Genomic DNA, 16,568 nt, shown 5'->3' with positions numbered 1-16,568 from the left:
TTCATAGCATTTATTACCTATCTAAAATAAGTTTATTCAAACAAAAAAATACTAAAAGGATTTAAATTTAATGGCTATCAGTCAAAATGTTACAAAAATACTTCAAGATATTGACGAACTGGATTTATTTAGCAATATTTCAGATGAGTGGTCAACATTACTTAATGAACCTGATGATGAAATCAAAATCAAAAAACTATATTCTGCATTGGTAAAAGAAAGTATTCGCCGTGAAACTGCAGAAAGATTAGCTAAAGATGCTAAATCATATTGTGATCTTGTTCAAGAGCAATCTAAACAACGCATATCTGACTTGAAAGAAAGTCTAGAAAGTCAAATTACTTTTTTGACTCAACAAATTAAAGACTTGAAAGATGAGTCTTCAAAAAACCTCGACTATTATAGAAAAGAGCTAAAAAAAGCTACTAAAAATCTGATAGAAAATAAAAATTAAATCACCAGTATAACCAGTTTCAAATAGCTAGTTCACTTCGATTAAAATTAAGAAAACTAACACTATCTATCGATGTATCTAAAATTTCCAGTATAGGAAAATACTTCTTTGTTGTTACACCTTGAAAAAACAGCTCTTGAAAACCTATCTTGATTATCTTTTTCTATTTCTAAATCAGCACAATTAGTTATAACCTTGCCCTGATCATCTAAAACACCATAACTTGCATAAGAAACACCTAAAAGTGACAAGAACATCACTCCTATTACTAAAATTTTACTTTTCATATTACATAATATTTTAAGATTGACTTATAAGAATATACTACCAAAGTAATTACTTATTTTCTATTAGAGTTTATCAAGAATAATTCTAAGTCTCTTTTAGACTGTTTTTGCAAAGCTAAATTCCCAATGTCTTTTATAAGAATAAATTTTAGCTCTTTATTGCTATTTTTCTTATCTAAAAGCATAGCATTTAAAAATTCTCTTTGACAAATATCTTTAGGAAAGTCAGTTGAGATTCTAAAGCTAGTTATGAACTCTTTAAAGTCTTTTGCTTGTTGTTCTGATATCATCCCCAGATAGTAAGAAAAGTCTATTGCTTGTGCCATCCCAACACCCACAGCTTCGCCATGCTTTAGCCCCAAATACTTTTGACACTTCTCAATAGCATGACCAAAAGTATGTCCAAAATTAAGTATAGCTCTAGCTCCTGTAGTTTCTTTTTCATCTTCAGCTACGACTTCCGATTTAATATGGCAGCTTCTTTTTACCATCTCAATCAAAGTAGAACTATCTTTAGCTAAGATTTTTTCTCTATTTAAGTCAAGCCAAATATAAAAATCTCTAGATATAAAAGCATACTTAACAACTTCAGCCATACCAGATATATATTCTCTTTGGGGTAAAGTTTGATAAAACTGTACAGATGTATATACAAGCTTTGGTTGATAAAAAGCTCCTATCATATTTTTGCCTAGAGAATGATTTATCGCTGTCTTACCACCAACAGAAGAGTCCACTTGTGACAATAGTGTAGTCGGAATTTGAATGAAATCTACTCCTCGCTGATATATTGCAGCTGCAAATCCCGTGATATCACCAACAACACCTCCTCCTAATGCCACTAAAACGGTAGAGTTGCGTGTATACTGATTCTGCAACAAACATGACAAAATCTTATCCAAGCTCTGTTGTGACTTATATTGTTCCCCATCTTCAAGTATACATGTTTTGATGTTTAACTCATTAGGTACTGAGTCTAAAAACATACTGAGATACAAATCAGCTACAGTAGTGTTTGTAACGACCAAAATCTGTTTGTTTTCTATCCACGGGAAAATATGAGAAAAATCTAGTGAGGAGTCTACTAAAATATCATAAGCTGCACTAGATGTGGGACTAACTAATAATTTACTAATCACAGAATTGTTTCTTCAACTAGGAATGTAGATATTTTATTAACTATATTTTTAACCGTTGCACCATTTGTCTCAACTACAACATCAGCAATACTTCTATACAAAGGCTCTCTCTCAGCCATTAACTGTTCTAACACAGGTCTTTTATCATCTACTCTCAGAAGAGGTCTCTTTGTATCTTTAGCAGTTCTCTCAAGTTGTTGCTCAATAGTCGCCTCAAGATAGACAACTTTGCCACGTGATGATAGTAATGATCTAGTATCAGAGTCAAGGATAGCGCCACCACCGGTAGCCAATACTATATTTTGTTTTTCCGCTAAAATTTCAGCGATAACATCTCTCTCTCGCTGCCTAAATCCTTCTTCACCCTCCAGGTCAAAGATCCAATTAATATCAACGCCACATTTTTTTTCTATTGTATCATCAGAATCTATAAACTCTAATTTTAACTGTTTTGCTAATTGCTTACCAATAGTAGATTTTCCAGCACCAACTGGACCAATTAAGAAAATATTTTTTGTTCTTATCATTTTTGACTCAAAATTATAAGTTGATTACACACTGTGATAGTTTGTTACTAATCACCCCTTGTACATAAAAAATTATAGGCTATAAGATACCTAAATATTAATACTATTGCAACTATTATCTACTATCATTTTTGGACTCGTGACTCAATAATCTTAGGTGTGATGAAAATTAAAAGTTCAGCATCTTTATCATCTATCTTAGTAAAACTAAATAAATAACCTAGATATGGGATATCACCTAAAAATGGTATCTTATTGCGAGTCTCTGCTTGAGTTTTGGTATAGATACCGCCAATCACAACTGTATCACTATCTTTAACCATAACTTTTGTAGTTACTTCTCGTTTTTTAATAAGCGGTGGCAAATCTTCACCAGTCGAAGTTTTACCTGAAGATGCTCCAACACTGTTTTTCGTTACAAGCACTTCCATTACAATATTACCGTCTGGTGCAATCTGAGGTGTAACTTGTAGCTCTAACACTGCCTCTTGGAATGCTACTGATGCTGCCCCTGATGCAGTAGCCTGCTGATACGGTACATCTGTACCATCTTTAATAAATGCAGTTTCATTATTTGCAACAACCAAATGTGGAGATGATACCTCATTAGCCAAAGATTCATTCTCCAAAGCTCTAATCTCCATTTCTAAATTAAGACCACCTGCCAATGTATATGCTAGCTTCGCAGTACTGGCAACTATACTCTTATCATCAGCATCTGTCTGCGTACCGTATGTGTTAAGTCCTAAGTTAACATACGGATCATAATTGACATTATAATTAAAGCCAAGCTCTAATCCACTTGTTCTAGTAACTTCGACAATTCTTGCCTCTATTAGCACCTGATCATTAGGTATATCAATTTCATTCACAACCTCTTTAATACGCGGAATTTTTTCCTCTGTATCTGTTACTATAAGAGTATTTGTACGAGCATCTGAAGTTATACTACCTCGTGGTGACATAATGCCACCATTCTGTTTTGCCATAGAGGTAATAACAGTTTGAGCTGCTTGTGCTGTGGTATAATTCAGAGGAATAAACTCTGTCACTAATGTGGCATTATTTTCTAGTGACCTTTTTGTTTGTAACTCTAACTGCTCCTGAGCAGCAATTTCAGCAGCAGTCGCAACATACAGGATACTACTCATCTTCTTAGTAGCAAGACCTTTGCTAACAAGAACAATATTCATAACCTCGTTCCACGGAACATTTTTAAGGTCTATAGACATGTTTCCACGCACACTACTACTTACAACCAAGTTTAACCCAGCAAACTCTGATAAAACCTGTAAAACAGTCTGCACAGGAGTATCTTTGAAGGATATAGATATAGGCTCATTAACATTAAAGCCTTCAACCCGACTGTTACGCCTATCTATCTTAAATTTAAAAGTATTACCCTCTTTAAAATCGCTTAACGCTATTCTATCTAATGAGTGTATTATAAAAATAACATTACCATTATCTTTAAGAATCTTAATAGAGTCTACTATCGTGTTAAATACTTTGGTATCAATATTACTGACCCATTTATCAGAAATAGTTGTATCATCAAAAGTTATCGTAAGAGTATATCCATCTTGTGATAATTTAGTTTTATATCCAGCAAAATTACTAATATTTTCTTCAAAAGCCACATCAAAAACAGCACTACCATTCAAGCTTCGATGAAATTCTAAATCTTTTATATGTTTATTATAGTTAGTAGTTTTATTTTCATCTCTTCCAACTATTTTTGTTTCTGGTTGCTTAGTTTCTTGAAGCTGGTTTACAGCTGTTTGGTTAGCCTCTTTTGGGTCAGCAAATGATACTTCACAACCCAAGAACCCTCCAATCACGGTCAAAATAGCTAATAATTTATTTTTTCTAAAAAACATTAATTCATCCTAATGTATAACAACTGGAGTTTTTTGCCAAACTCTTTTTTCATTATTCTTTTTCCATTCGTCAACTACAATACCCTCTTTGGTAATATCTTTGACTTTTCCATAGTTTTGTCCAATTAATTCACCTTGCTTAACATATATTGGCTTAGTTTCCATTGAACTCTCTATTACACCCCATTTTTGCTTATTTTGAAGAACAACTCCTTTAAATTTAAAAGAGTTTAAAGGATATTGTTGTAAACCTGTAGGTTTAGTATTCATAACCTCTTTAAGCTCTTCTGGAACAACTATAGGTTTTAACTTAACAACCTGTTGTTTTTGTTCAATACCTTTAATTGGAACTTTCTTCTCAAAAGGGAGTGCATGATCAACATTAAAAACATTACGTATCTTTGATAATCTTTCAAAGGTTAATGTATCCCCTTTATATTCAGGGATGTCAAGCTTTTCGGTACTCTTCATAGTTTTAGTCCTATTTTGAATAAGCTCATTAACTTGGTTTATTCTAGTTTCATAATTAGCATAGCAACTGCCGTAGCTACTCAGTAATAATACAAAACTTAGAAATTTTAATCTTTGATGTCTAATCATTTAATTTACGCTCCTACTCCTTGACGTGAATAGGTCTGTAAATTTAGTTCGGTAACTATTTTAGTATCAGACTCTTTTTTAATGTTTATATTTGTAATAACCGCTATATCTTTCATATCAATTAGAGCAACAAAAAGCTTAATTAACTGGGGAAAATCACCAACTAATTTAGCTTTAAAATCAAGAGCGTATAAATCTAAATATTTATTTTTTTCGACTCCTGCAGGTGAAAGATCAATAATTGTAATACCAGAACTACGAATAGCTTCATTTAATGCAGATAAAAAAATAGGTACAGAATGACGCTCGGGAATACTAAATCTTTCTTCAATATTATGTTTTTCTAACACCTTAACTTGCTCTTTAAGTGCGTTTAAGTCTTTCTCTTTCTTAATTAATCTAGGTATTTGAGATTCCATAGATTTTATATGGCTTTCTCTTTGATTTGCCTTTGATATAACTGGGCTTACCAATATACCATAAAATATAAAAACAAATAGAACAAAAGTTACTATCAGCACAGGTAGTTTAATTTTCAGAGGAGTATCAATAACAATTACAGAGTACTTGTTAGATAAAAGAAATTTTCTAATTTTATCTACCATTTCACACTCTCCCCCTTAAACGCATTACCTTCACCAAACTTAAACTCTAGAGAGAAGCTTCTTTGACCATTTTTTTCTGATCCTAGATTTTTAAGTTCCACTTTTTTAACTCTAAACTCTATTTCTAAGTTTTTCATAAAAATTGAAAGTAATTTCAAATCTCTAACATCGCCTGTAATAACAATGATATCAGTATTTGATACATAATTAATATTGGTAATATATAACTGGTCAGTAATAGCTCTAGAAATTTTCTCTATACCAAGTAATATATAATACTGGCTAGCTTTAATATTTGCCAAGTCAGATGATACATCTAACAGTTTATCTCTTTGATTTTTTACGTCTGAGTATTCTGCTACATTTTTATTAAGCTTACTAATTTGAGTCTGGATATATCTCTCTACCTTTATATCTTCATCACTAGACCACGAAAATATTATCGAAAGAATAAACATTGATATAAAAGCTACCAATACCATAAATGCTAGATCAACACCTATGTAAGTAAGCTTTTTTTGGCGCCAACGACCACGTACAAAATTAAGATTTTTCATTACTACAAAGCCTCCTTCATAGCAATCGCCACTGACAAAACATATCTATATGGCTGCTCTATGCTCCCAAAACTCTGGGAATCAATATTTACAAATGGATCAAGTATTTTACAATTTTTTTGAGACAAATCTTTTATTGACTCAAAGATACTTTCAAAATTTTGCTTAATTCCATATACGTATACATTATTATCTTGAACTTCATCAAAACTGTCAAAATTACTTTCACTAAGATCCAAAGACATAAAATCCATAAACCTTAATAGCAGCTGGATAACTTCATCAACATAAGCTATATCACTAATATTTTCATCAAAAATTTTAACAGATTCATAACTTTTTAATTCGCCTTGAGGAGAAAAGCTATAAATAGATAATTTATCTGAATATAAGCCTAAAAATATACTATCATTTGCATGCTTAGATATTTCACTAAGATAAAGATTTAAAACAAAATCACTAATCGCAAGCTTATCTAAAACACATGCAGACAAGGCTCTCTTTGCTTTATTAGCAATGTTATATAACTTTTTCATCTTTTCATTATCAGATATATAATAGACTATTAACGTACCATTACTTTCCAATTGATCGTAATAGTCATATGCAATATCAGCATAACTCTCTGGAAAACGCTTCTTCAAAAAGTATTCAGATATATAAAAAAGTACACCTTCTTTTTTGATTATCTCTAGTGCTCTTTTATCACAAGAAATTTCTTCTTTTGTAACATCAATTTCATTATAACTAGCAAAACCTAGTTTAGTAAAACGGCCAAGTTTATTCCTTTTTATTATTTCCGCAATAATGCTACCAACGTATTCCGTTGTTAACTCACCTTCAAAATATGCTTCAGACGTAAAAATATCACTATCACAGCTAACTAGCGCGTAGCTATCGCCTTTTCTGTCAAGCTTCACACTAGCAAGTGAACACCTATCATATTCAACACCCAAAACTGTTCTTTGAGCTTTTTTGCGTCTTTTCTCAAGTAATAACGATATCATAAAATTTCTTATAAAAAACTGTAGCCAAAAATTAGATACTCTATTTCTAGATATATAAGTTTGTTTATTTTATAATTAAATCCACATTAAGTAAACTATAGTTTTAAAACGTTAAGGCTAAATTAACTATGCGTATAATACTTTTAGGTGCCCCTGGAGCTGGCAAAGGGACTCAAGCAAAAATAATCGAAGACAAATATAGTATCGCTCATATATCTACAGGAGATATGATTAGAGAGACAATTAAGTCAGGAAGTAATATTGGTCAAGAACTAAAAAAAGTGCTCGATGCCGGACAGTTAGTTTCAGATGAATTTATCATCCAGATTGTTAAAGACAGAATTTCTAAAGACGACTGTAAAAATGGTTTTTTACTAGATGGAGTACCTAGAACAATAACTCAAGCAGAAGAACTAGACAGATTGGGTGTAAATATAGACTATATAGTTGAAGTTGATGTTGCTGATAGTCTATTAATAGAAAGAATAACAGGTAGAAGAGTTCATCCTGCATCAGGTAGAACATATCACACTAAATTTAATCCCCCTAAAGTTGAAGGCAAAGATGACGTTACAGGAGAAGATCTGATAACCCGTACTGATGATAATGAAGATACAGTTAAAGAAAGACTCTCTGTGTACCATGCTCAAACGTCTAAGCTAATTAATTTTTATAGAAACTTCTCATCTGCAAATACAAAAACGCCAAAATACATAAAAATAGATGGCGATCAAGCTGTTGATAAAGTATCACAGGATATTTTTAACCAACTTAAATAGCTATTTAATCTAAACACTCTAGCAACAATTCTGTAAATGATATGTATTCCAATTCTCCATGATATGAAAGTCCTATCTGACAGCTGCGATTAAAACTAACTCCAACCTCACAGTCTTTAATTTGCGGCTTAAGAGATTCTAAACTTGTAGCATTTAACTCAGGAGTTGTAAAACCCTTATCTCCTGCAAACCCGCAACAGTATATTTGCTCAGGAACAACTACTGATGTACCACATTTTTTTAGTGCATTTACATAACTATTATCTATATTTTGTTTACGAGTAGAACAATCAATATGCAAAGCTATTTTATTATACTTTTTTGTTAATTTGATGTTATCTAATTTATCTATAATTAGACTGTTAATATTTATAATATCCAAATTTTGATCTTTAGCAAAATTAGCACAGGAACTATTATCAGTAACCACATAGTCATACTGAGTATAATCTATACTCTGCTCCAATAAACCTTGAGATGCATGTTGCTGAGTATGATTCGCCTGTGAGTGATACATCTGCCCACAACATTGATTATTCAAATTCTGTGGATAATTAACTTCAAAACCCAGCTTTTCTAATATTAGTTGACTTGGATACTTTGTATATTTTTTACTACTGGCGAAAATTCTATTTGGACAAGCTGGTAATAATAATACTTTTGGCTTTGTATTTTCTCTATTAGAGTCTATAAAGCTTGAGGATTGTACTTTTGGCATAGTTTCCAAATATACAGGTATAGATTTGAAGTTATTATGTAGTAGCTTAGTCATACCCTGAAGATTCTTCTTTCCTATAAAATTAGCAGCTAAGTTCCCCAATTTAACTTTTTGTTTCGCTTTAGTTATTTCTTTGTCATGATTAACTAGCTTGTTTTGTAGCTTTTTCTGGCTAAGAATAAAATCACCAGTATCAATATCAACTGGACAACGAGTTTTGCATAAACTTGTAGTAGCACATGTTTGTATACCATAGTAATCATAGTCTTTAAGCCATTGTTGTTTTTGATTACCGTTTAGAGTCTGAATCTTACGAGCAACAGAGTTTCTTTGTCTTGGAGTTAAACTTAAGTTTCTTGATGGACAAACAGGCTCACAAAAGCCGCATTCCATACATTGATCTATTTTCTCATCAACACTATTTAATTCTTTGAGATTCTTAATATGCAAACTCTTATCTTTAGTAAGTTTAACATCAGGGTTAAGAGTGTTTTTAGGATCAAAAAGCTTTTTAATGCGCCACATAATATTCAAACATTTATCACCCCATTCCACTATTGCGAATGGTGAGATATTTCGTCCACTTCCATGCTCTGCCTTAAGCGAACCATTATACTTCTCTGCAACTAAAGAAGTAATTTCTTGCATAAATTCATCATATTCAATTAACTGTTTCTCATCATTAAAATCAGGAGTAAGAACGAAATGAATATTCCCAGCCAAAACGTGACCAAATATTGCAGCATTGGAATAATTGTATTTGATAAATAGCTGTTTAACATCTGTTATCAAGCCTGGTAAATCAGCAATATTTACTGCTATATCCTCAATAAGCACAGTACTGCCGTTTGGCCTTTGCCCAGCAATTGTAGGCAAGACACCTTTCCGAGCTTTCCAAATGGTTTGAATCTCTCGCTCATCTTGCCTAAAGCCGACTTGATGAAGAATATTTGCATGCTCAATACTTTGATTTATTATATCAAGTTTATTATCCAAGCTATCTTGACTATCCTCAGATACTTCAACCATAATCGCAGCAATATCAGAACTTTCAAGGTTTATCAAAAAGGGCTGTAATTCCACTACATCTGCTACTGATTTCAATGATAGGTAGTCAAGTAATTCAACAGATGAAGGGGTATATGGCTCAAGCTCTGTAGTCAGTCGCACTAGCTCATCAAGGCTTCCATATATTAAATTCAAGGCCTTAAATTTATGGTCAGCAACAGTATTTAATGTCACATTACTAACAAAACCAAGAGTACCTTCAGAACCAATGATTAATCTTTCTATAATTTTTATTGGATCATCAAAATCTAAAAAAGCATTCAGACTATATCCACTAGTATTCTTGATTGAAAATTTCTTTTTAAGAAAAGCAACCAAATCTTCATCACTCTTTATCTGACTATGAATAGCTAATATTGAGTTTATGAAATTCTCATTACTCTCTTTAAAGCTCGTAATACTAGCAGAATCAGATGTATCTAGCACTTGACCATCAGCAAACACAACTCGCATTGAATCTAAAGTGGCATAAGAATTTTTTGCTGTACCACAACACATTCCACTAGCATTATTTGCAATAATACCACCGACCTTAGCACTATTAATTGAGCCAGGATCAGGTCCAATTTTACGATTGTATATCTTGAGATATTTGTTAGCATTCTCCCCTATTATGCTCGGCTCAAGCTTAATCTTATTACCATTATCAACAACCTGATAATTAAGCCAAGCATCAGAAGATAAGACCACAAGTACTTCATCAGTAACGGCTTGACCAGAAAGGCTAGTTCCAGCTGCCCTAAATGTTAGCTTAACATTATATTGATTTGCTAATTTAATTATCTCTACGACTTCTACTTCTGTTTTAACAAATATTACTAGTTTCGGCACCATCCTATATAGGCTAGCATCTGTAGAATATGCATAACGCAATAATTCATTTTCAATAATTTGTTTATCTTTTAAAAATTTGCTTAGCTGTGATCTAAATTCATTTAACATTGGAAAAAACCTCTAGATATATACTTGATAGAAGTATACCTAAGATTATACTGAAGATTAATTATTTTTCAGTGAATAGCATATATTTAGCCAAGTCACGAATATCATTTTTACTTTTAAAATTTGATTTATGCAACCATATTTTGATTTTTTTATTCGAACCTTGCTGGACGGCATAAAGATAAATCCAGCTATTAATAACAATATACTTTCTAACAGTCCAAAAATCAGATTCTTTAGCATTTATAACAAATGTTAAAGAATTATTATCTAAGCTATTGGGTAAAATAATAGTTTCAACTACTTGCTTATTTGATACAGTCTCGAACAATATTGATAATAAAATCAAAAATATACCAAAAAGAAGAATAACACTTTGGTTATAATAGACGCCAATAACAAAACTTGTCAGAAAGACCATGCAACAGTATATGAGTTTCCTATATTTTCGAGACTTTTTGACTTCTAATCGCTGCATAATCGCAATGTTTTAGATCAAATCATAGCCAAGTGACTTCAATGCTCGATCATCATCAGACCAACCACTTTTTACTTTGACGTGTGTTTTGAGGTTAACTTTCATACCAACCAATCTTTCGATGTCTATGCGGGAATCAGTACCAATTTTTTTAAGCTTAACTCCTTTTGCACCAATAACTATACCTTTTTGGCTATCTCTTTCGACAAGTATACTAGCATAAATATCAGCGATATCTTTTTCTTGATCAATCTTATAACTATCTATTTCTACAGCTATTTGATAAGGTACCTCACTACCAATAGTTCGCATGATTTTTTCACGAATTATTTCAGCAACCATAAATTTAATACTTCTATCAGTGATTTGATCATCCTCATAGAAAAAATACTCTGTTTCAGGCAAAAGTTTCTCGACTCTTGATTCAAGTTCATTTACATTATGACCTTGCTTAGCAGAAACATATATCACATCATAGAAGCTTAATTTTTCTTTAACGGACTCAATAAACATTGATGCTTCTAATGATTTCTTTTTATCAACCTTATTAACAACTAAAAATATTGGGACTTGCGAATGCTTTAATTTCTCTACAATATTATCCTCTAACTCAGTCCACTTGCCCAACTCAACAACAAATAAAATTACATCAACATCTTTTACCATAGTTGTCGCTGCTTTATTCATAAACTTATTGATTGCTTTAGGTTCTTTTATATGAATGCCAGGAGTATCAACATAAATAAACTGTGTATCTCCAAGTGTTTTGATACCCGTTATTTGATGTCTTGTTGTCTGAGGTTTACGCGAAGTAATACTAACTTTATATTTTAGTATATTGTTGAGTAAAGTAGATTTACCCACATTAGGTCTACCAATAATTGAAATATAGCCACACTTTTTCATAAAAATTTCACAATAAAAATAATATATTGATTTTAACAGGTATAGAAATATATTTAAGCAATATTTACTCATAACTATGTTTAAAGTACGATGTCTCTTGTGATTATAGCAACCCCTTGTTAAAATTTTGGAGCTTGGTACATAAAGCAATAAATATAAAACTTAAGTAAATATGAAACAAATAGGTCGTAAGTTAATTTTAAAAAGAATGATGTTATTGGTATTTGCCATTAGTACTGTTTTTAGCATTTTTCCTGCTAGTAATGTAACACCTATATCTAATCACATAACTATCAGTAATCCTTGCAGTAGTGCTAGTAACACGTCCACTTCAACAACTATAGGTTGCAACAGCATTAGTCTTGCAGCATTTTTAGCAAGATTCAAGCAAATTTCAAATATCTATCGGCCTATTGGTATTCTATTTATCAAGATGGTTTCAGGACTAAGTTTTTTATTGATAGAGCGTATTTATCGTCCACCAAAATTTGTTTTTTGTTAATGATTTAATAATATCTCTAGCCATTTAACACTCAGTAAAAATGGTTATTAGTTTTATACCAAAAATAGCAAAAAAGGTATTTATATGTTACAGAAAACAAAGTTATTTTATGTTTTAATATTAGTTGGAATAGGTTTTTTATTGTCTAGCTTTGCTAATACTTCAGCCACGCAACAAAACCTAGTAGCTAATGCAATCGATAGCATTGCTCCAGGCTCAATGAGTCTAGCTGATAAAAGTATGATAAAACAATACAGTGTTGATAGGAATTTTCAATTACAAGTCAAAATTCTTAATGAAAATACTTTAATAGCAACATGGAATATTAAGCCAGGCAATTATCTGTATTTAAAGAATTTTAGTTTTTATAGTCTAACCCCACAACAAGTCAATATTCAAAAGGCTATTTTTCCTAAAACATACCATATTAAAGATGATCCTTTTTATGGGCGAGTAAAGATTTATAAAGATAGTGTAGCTATTAAGCTAAAAATTAGTAGAAGCAATAAAACTATTAATAAATTACCACTAGTTATTGCTTATCAAGGTTGTTCTGAAAGTGGTATTTGTTTTGCTCCTATTCAGCAAAAATTTAACCTTGATTTATCATCAACTAACAAAATTTACGAGGGTGAAGAATATTTTGGCCAGTTACCTAAAGAGCTTCAGAAAAAATTAGATGTTACACATTCAAATATTGGAGATAGCGATTATACAAGTTTTTTAAATCATACAAATATTGTTTGGGCATTTTTGATATTTTTTGGCTTAGGTTTGTTATTAACATTTACACCTTGTGTTTTACCGCTATTACCAATCATCTCAAGTATTGTTACTGGACAAAAGCAATTAACGACAATAAAAGCATTTAGCATTTCATTATCTTATGTTTTAGGGATGGCAATTAGTTATGCAGTAGTTGGGGTATTAGCAGGAATTTTTGGAGGTGGTATCCAAAATATACTTCAAACACCATGGGCAATTGGGGCTATGGCATTATTGTTTGTGGTTATGGCTGTGGCAATGTTTGGAGTTTTTGAATTAAAAATACCATCATTCATACTTAGTTCTGTAAATAATCTAAGTAGTAAACAAAAAAGCGGCACCTATATTGGCGTATTTATAATGGGTATATTGTCAACGTTGATTGTTTCAACTTGTGTAACAGCTCCTTTGGTAGCAGTACTAGCTTATATTAGCTATTCGGGTAACGCCTTTTATGGAGGACTTATCTTATTTGCGATGGGGCTTGGTATGGGTGTGCCAATCTTAATTGTGGGAACAACTAGTGGCTCAATCTTACCAAAAACTGGTAATTGGATGCATACGGTCAAGCATATATCCGGATTTATGCTACTTGGATTAGCAATTTATATGTTATCAAAAATTATCCCTGCACGATTTACTCTATTGCTAACCGGGTTTTTGATTTTAAGCTTAGCAGTTTACTCAGGTGCATTTAGTTTTTATATCAAAACAGCATCCGCAAAAGTAAGACAACTTTTTGCTTATATATTTTTGATTTACGGAAGCACATTATTAATTGGATTTCTAATGGGTAATACAAGTATTATTGAACCTTTAGGAGCTACAACAGCTCAAATAAACCAACCACAACTAGAGTTTGAGCAAGTTACTAATTCAAAACAATTGCATAGAGCTTTAGAAAAAGTTAAAAAACAAGGTAAGCCTGTTATTGTTGACTATTATGCAAACTGGTGTTTGGACTGTCAGTATATGAAGCATACAACTTTTGCAAATCCAAAAGTGATTAATAAGCTTAAAAATTACAAATTAATTCAAGCTAATGTTACCGATGTTGGACAGGATAGTAGCAAGTTATTGAAAGAATTTAATCTTTTTGGACCACCTAGCGTGATTATTTTTGACCAAAAGGGACATAAAGAGAAAAGTTTTGTTGGTAAAGTCGATGCTAAAGAGCTACTAAACTCAATCTAAATTATGCGCTGAGTTTGTAAGCGATAGGTTTAATCACAATTAAAAATGCCTTAATTAAAATTACTTCAGTAATACAAGTTTTTATTTCATAATCTTAGGAGTAAATATTTTCTAAAGAGATTTATTAAGAAATAGATCTAATAAATAGTAATCAAGACGTATGACGTTTTACAAAGCTTGAAAGTCTATTCATTGCTTCTTCAAGTTCTGGCATTTCATTTGCACAGCTTATTCTAGCAAATCCAGACAAACCAAATGCTGTGCCTGGCATCATAGCAACATACTCTTCTTCAAGCAACGCATTGCATAACTCTATATCACTACTAAATTTTGTGTGTTTGATTAAATCACGAATATCTGGGAAAAGATAGAAAGTACCATCGGCATTCTTGACATCAATATATGGCATATCTTTCAGAGACTTTGTAACAAACTGCTCTTTTTGTTTATATGAGTCAACAAAATATTGCAAATCCTTAGCAGGCATTTCCATAGCAGTAATAGCTGCATACTGGGATATGGAACAAGCACAAGTAGCTGATTGTGATTGAAATTTTTTCATTGCATCATTAAGCAACTTCGGAGCAATAGTAAAACCAACTCTCCAACCTGTCATAGCAAAGTTTTTTGAAACTCCACTAGCAATTACATATCTATCAGCCAGATCAGGAGCTACTTCTGTTACTAGAGTGATTCTATTGTTAAAATAAAGCTGATCATATATATCGTCACCTATTATCCAAATATTAGGATATTTTCTAAGCAAATTAGCTAAATCCTCAATACACTTTCTTGAGTAAATTAACCCTGTTGGATTATTAGGTGAATTAATAATAATAGCCTTTGTTTTTTCTGTAATACGCTTTTCTAAATCTGTAACATCTATTTCAAAGTCATTTTCAAACTTAGTTTCAATTGCTACTGGCTTAGCTCCAGTAAGAGCAATCATATCTGGATATGACACCCAATAAGGAGCAAAGAAAATAACTTCATCTCCTTCTTCTAAAATACAGTTAAATATATTGTGTAGACTATGCTTAGCGCCCGATGTTATACAAATTTGATCTGCAGCAAAATCAACATTATATTCTCTTTTGTATCTTGCTGAAACCGCTTCTCGCAGTTCCTTAATACCGTCAACATTAGTGTATTTTGTGATATTATTGTTAATAGCATCTATACCAGCTTGCTTTATAACTTCTGGTGTGCTGAAGCCAGGCTCTCCAATAGCAAGCGAAATAACATCATGCCCCTGATCTTTAATTTGTTTTGCTAATGCTGCCATCGCATTAGTTGGTGAAGTTGAAACATTCTGAATCTTTGTGTTTAGTGATGCCATTTTAATTCCTTATAACTTTTCTACTTTAAACTCATTATGTTTAATCTCAATACAAGAATAATTGTCTATATATGTGTACAAGTCAGAATCAACCAAGGGCTCTGATAGTACTAAATAACCATTTTTTTAACTTATGCTTTTTTGATAGTTTTAGAGTTTCTATAATATCTTTATAACTTATATAGTATAACGATGGTTCATTACCAATGGTAGACATTTTTAGCGAATATGATGTATGTCCATTCGAGTAGGCAATACTTGCTTTAACTTTTTCTTTCAAACCATTTCTAGATTGGATTTTTGTTATTTGCTCAATAGATTTGGCTATAGCTGTCGTTGGATTCTTATCTATATCATTTGATAAAGCTAATAAAAATATAGCTTCTGAATCTGTAGATCCTAACCTTGCTTTGAAATACTGAGGTTTGATATGTTGCTCAATCTCTTGACGAATCTCATCAAAATCACCGATAGAACCATTATGCATAAATAGATGCTTATCAAATACAAATGGATGAGAATTAACTCTAGATGTTGGCGCAATAGTACTAGCTCTTATGTGTGCCATAAAATTTCTACTTTTTATGTGCTTAGCTATAGATATCAAGTTTTGATTATTCCAAGCTGGTAATGAGTCCTTAAAAACTCCTGGTTCTTTGTGCAAACTTGTATACCAACCAATACCAAAACCATCTCCATTAACAGAAACAGCGCCTTGAGATGAATGTATACTTTGATGTATGAGTGAGTTCTCTGGATCTACCAATAAATCACTCATTTTAATTTTATCGCCATGATACATTAGCCATCTACACATAAGA

At 31.9% G+C, this 16,568-nt stretch carries 16 protein-coding genes and 1 pseudogene; 4 read left to right on the top strand and 13 right to left on the bottom strand.

Annotated features, from left to right (window positions below):
- Positions 1–70 precede the first annotated feature (70 nt).
- Complete coding sequence (locus tag F3D57_RS01930) at positions 71–454, top strand: kinesin (RefSeq protein WP_150464997.1); 384 nt, start codon at positions 71–73, stop codon at positions 452–454.
- 62 nt (positions 455–516) lie between these two features.
- On the opposite strand, the gene F3D57_RS01925 is transcribed toward F3D57_RS01930, so the two are convergent.
- From F3D57_RS01925 to F3D57_RS01890, 8 genes are all read right to left on the bottom strand, one after another.
- A complete protein-coding gene (locus F3D57_RS01925; RefSeq protein WP_150464996.1) occupies positions 517–741 on the bottom strand; it encodes a hypothetical protein in 225 nt (74 codons plus the stop codon).
- Positions 742–794: 53 nt separating this feature from the next.
- The gene (gene aroB, locus F3D57_RS01920; protein ID WP_150464995.1) at positions 795–1,880 is read right to left on the bottom strand and encodes a 3-dehydroquinate synthase; all 1,086 of its coding nucleotides are present in this window, start codon (positions 1,878–1,880) and stop codon (positions 795–797) included.
- The gene (gene aroK, locus F3D57_RS01915) at positions 1,877–2,407 is read right to left on the bottom strand and encodes a shikimate kinase AroK (RefSeq protein ID WP_013922997.1); all 531 of its coding nucleotides are present in this window, start codon (positions 2,405–2,407) and stop codon (positions 1,877–1,879) included. The genes aroB and aroK overlap by 4 nt, the downstream gene beginning before the upstream one ends.
- A 125-nt stretch (positions 2,408–2,532) precedes the next feature.
- Positions 2,533–4,287 (bottom strand): type IV pilus secretin PilQ, encoded by a 1,755-nt coding sequence (locus tag F3D57_RS01910; protein WP_150464994.1) that lies wholly within the window; start codon positions 4,285–4,287, stop codon positions 2,533–2,535.
- A 9-nt stretch (positions 4,288–4,296) separates the two neighbouring features.
- Positions 4,297–4,887, bottom strand: a complete 591-nt coding sequence (locus F3D57_RS01905; protein ID WP_013922995.1) for a pilus assembly protein PilP — start codon at positions 4,885–4,887, stop codon at positions 4,297–4,299.
- A 5-nt stretch (positions 4,888–4,892) separates the two neighbouring features.
- Entirely contained in the window at positions 4,893–5,492 is a 600-nt protein-coding gene (locus F3D57_RS01900; protein ID WP_149368386.1) for a type 4a pilus biogenesis protein PilO, read from the bottom strand.
- Positions 5,486–6,049: a PilN domain-containing protein gene (locus F3D57_RS01895; protein WP_013922993.1), complete on the bottom strand. Its 564-nt coding sequence runs from the start codon at positions 6,047–6,049 to the stop codon at positions 5,486–5,488. The genes F3D57_RS01900 and F3D57_RS01895 overlap by 7 nt, the downstream gene beginning before the upstream one ends.
- Positions 6,050–6,051: 2 nt before the next feature.
- Entirely contained in the window at positions 6,052–7,056 is a 1,005-nt protein-coding gene (locus F3D57_RS01890; RefSeq protein WP_150464993.1) for a type IV pili, read from the bottom strand.
- Between the two features lie 128 nt (positions 7,057–7,184).
- Between F3D57_RS01890 and adk the strand changes: the two genes are divergently transcribed.
- Positions 7,185–7,835, top strand: a complete 651-nt coding sequence (gene adk / locus F3D57_RS01885; RefSeq protein ID WP_150464992.1) for an adenylate kinase — start codon at positions 7,185–7,187, stop codon at positions 7,833–7,835.
- A 4-nt stretch (positions 7,836–7,839) separates the two neighbouring features.
- Here adk and F3D57_RS01880 read toward each other — a convergent pair whose 3' ends face one another.
- From F3D57_RS01880 to era, 3 genes are all read right to left on the bottom strand, one after another.
- A complete protein-coding gene (locus F3D57_RS01880) occupies positions 7,840–10,563 on the bottom strand; it encodes an FAD-binding and (Fe-S)-binding domain-containing protein (protein WP_150464991.1) in 2,724 nt (907 codons plus the stop codon).
- A 61-nt stretch (positions 10,564–10,624) separates the two neighbouring features.
- Entirely contained in the window at positions 10,625–11,041 is a 417-nt protein-coding gene (locus tag F3D57_RS01875) for a hypothetical protein (protein ID WP_191092330.1), read from the bottom strand.
- A 12-nt stretch (positions 11,042–11,053) separates the two neighbouring features.
- Entirely contained in the window at positions 11,054–11,947 is an 894-nt protein-coding gene (gene era, locus F3D57_RS01870) for a GTPase Era (protein ID WP_150464990.1), read from the bottom strand.
- A 172-nt stretch (positions 11,948–12,119) separates the two neighbouring features.
- Here era and F3D57_RS01865 point away from each other — a divergent pair, with 172 nt between their 5' ends.
- Positions 12,120–12,449: a hypothetical protein gene (locus F3D57_RS01865; protein ID WP_150464989.1), complete on the top strand. Its 330-nt coding sequence runs from the start codon at positions 12,120–12,122 to the stop codon at positions 12,447–12,449.
- Positions 12,450–12,533: 84 nt separating this feature from the next.
- Positions 12,534–14,408, top strand: a complete 1,875-nt coding sequence (gene dsbD, locus F3D57_RS01860) for a protein-disulfide reductase DsbD (protein WP_150464988.1) — start codon at positions 12,534–12,536, stop codon at positions 14,406–14,408.
- 151 nt (positions 14,409–14,559) lie between these two features.
- Here the strand turns inward: dsbD and F3D57_RS01855 are convergent, their stop codons facing one another.
- Positions 14,560–15,747, bottom strand: coding sequence for a pyridoxal phosphate-dependent aminotransferase (locus F3D57_RS01855; RefSeq protein WP_150464987.1), 1,188 nt, complete (start codon positions 15,745–15,747; stop codon positions 14,560–14,562).
- Between the two features lie 9 nt (positions 15,748–15,756).
- Positions 15,757–16,564, bottom strand: a pseudogene (locus F3D57_RS01850) (class II glutamine amidotransferase).
- Between the last annotated feature and the right edge of the window lie 4 nt (positions 16,565–16,568).

Origin of the sequence: Francisella sp. SYW-2 (assembly GCF_008711475.1) — a bacterium.
In the GTDB taxonomy this organism is placed as follows: Bacteria; Pseudomonadota; Gammaproteobacteria; order Francisellales; family Francisellaceae; genus Francisella; species Francisella salimarina.
The sequence above is the reverse complement of the archived record's forward strand: the minus strand, read 5'-3'. Positions and strand labels throughout refer to the sequence as shown.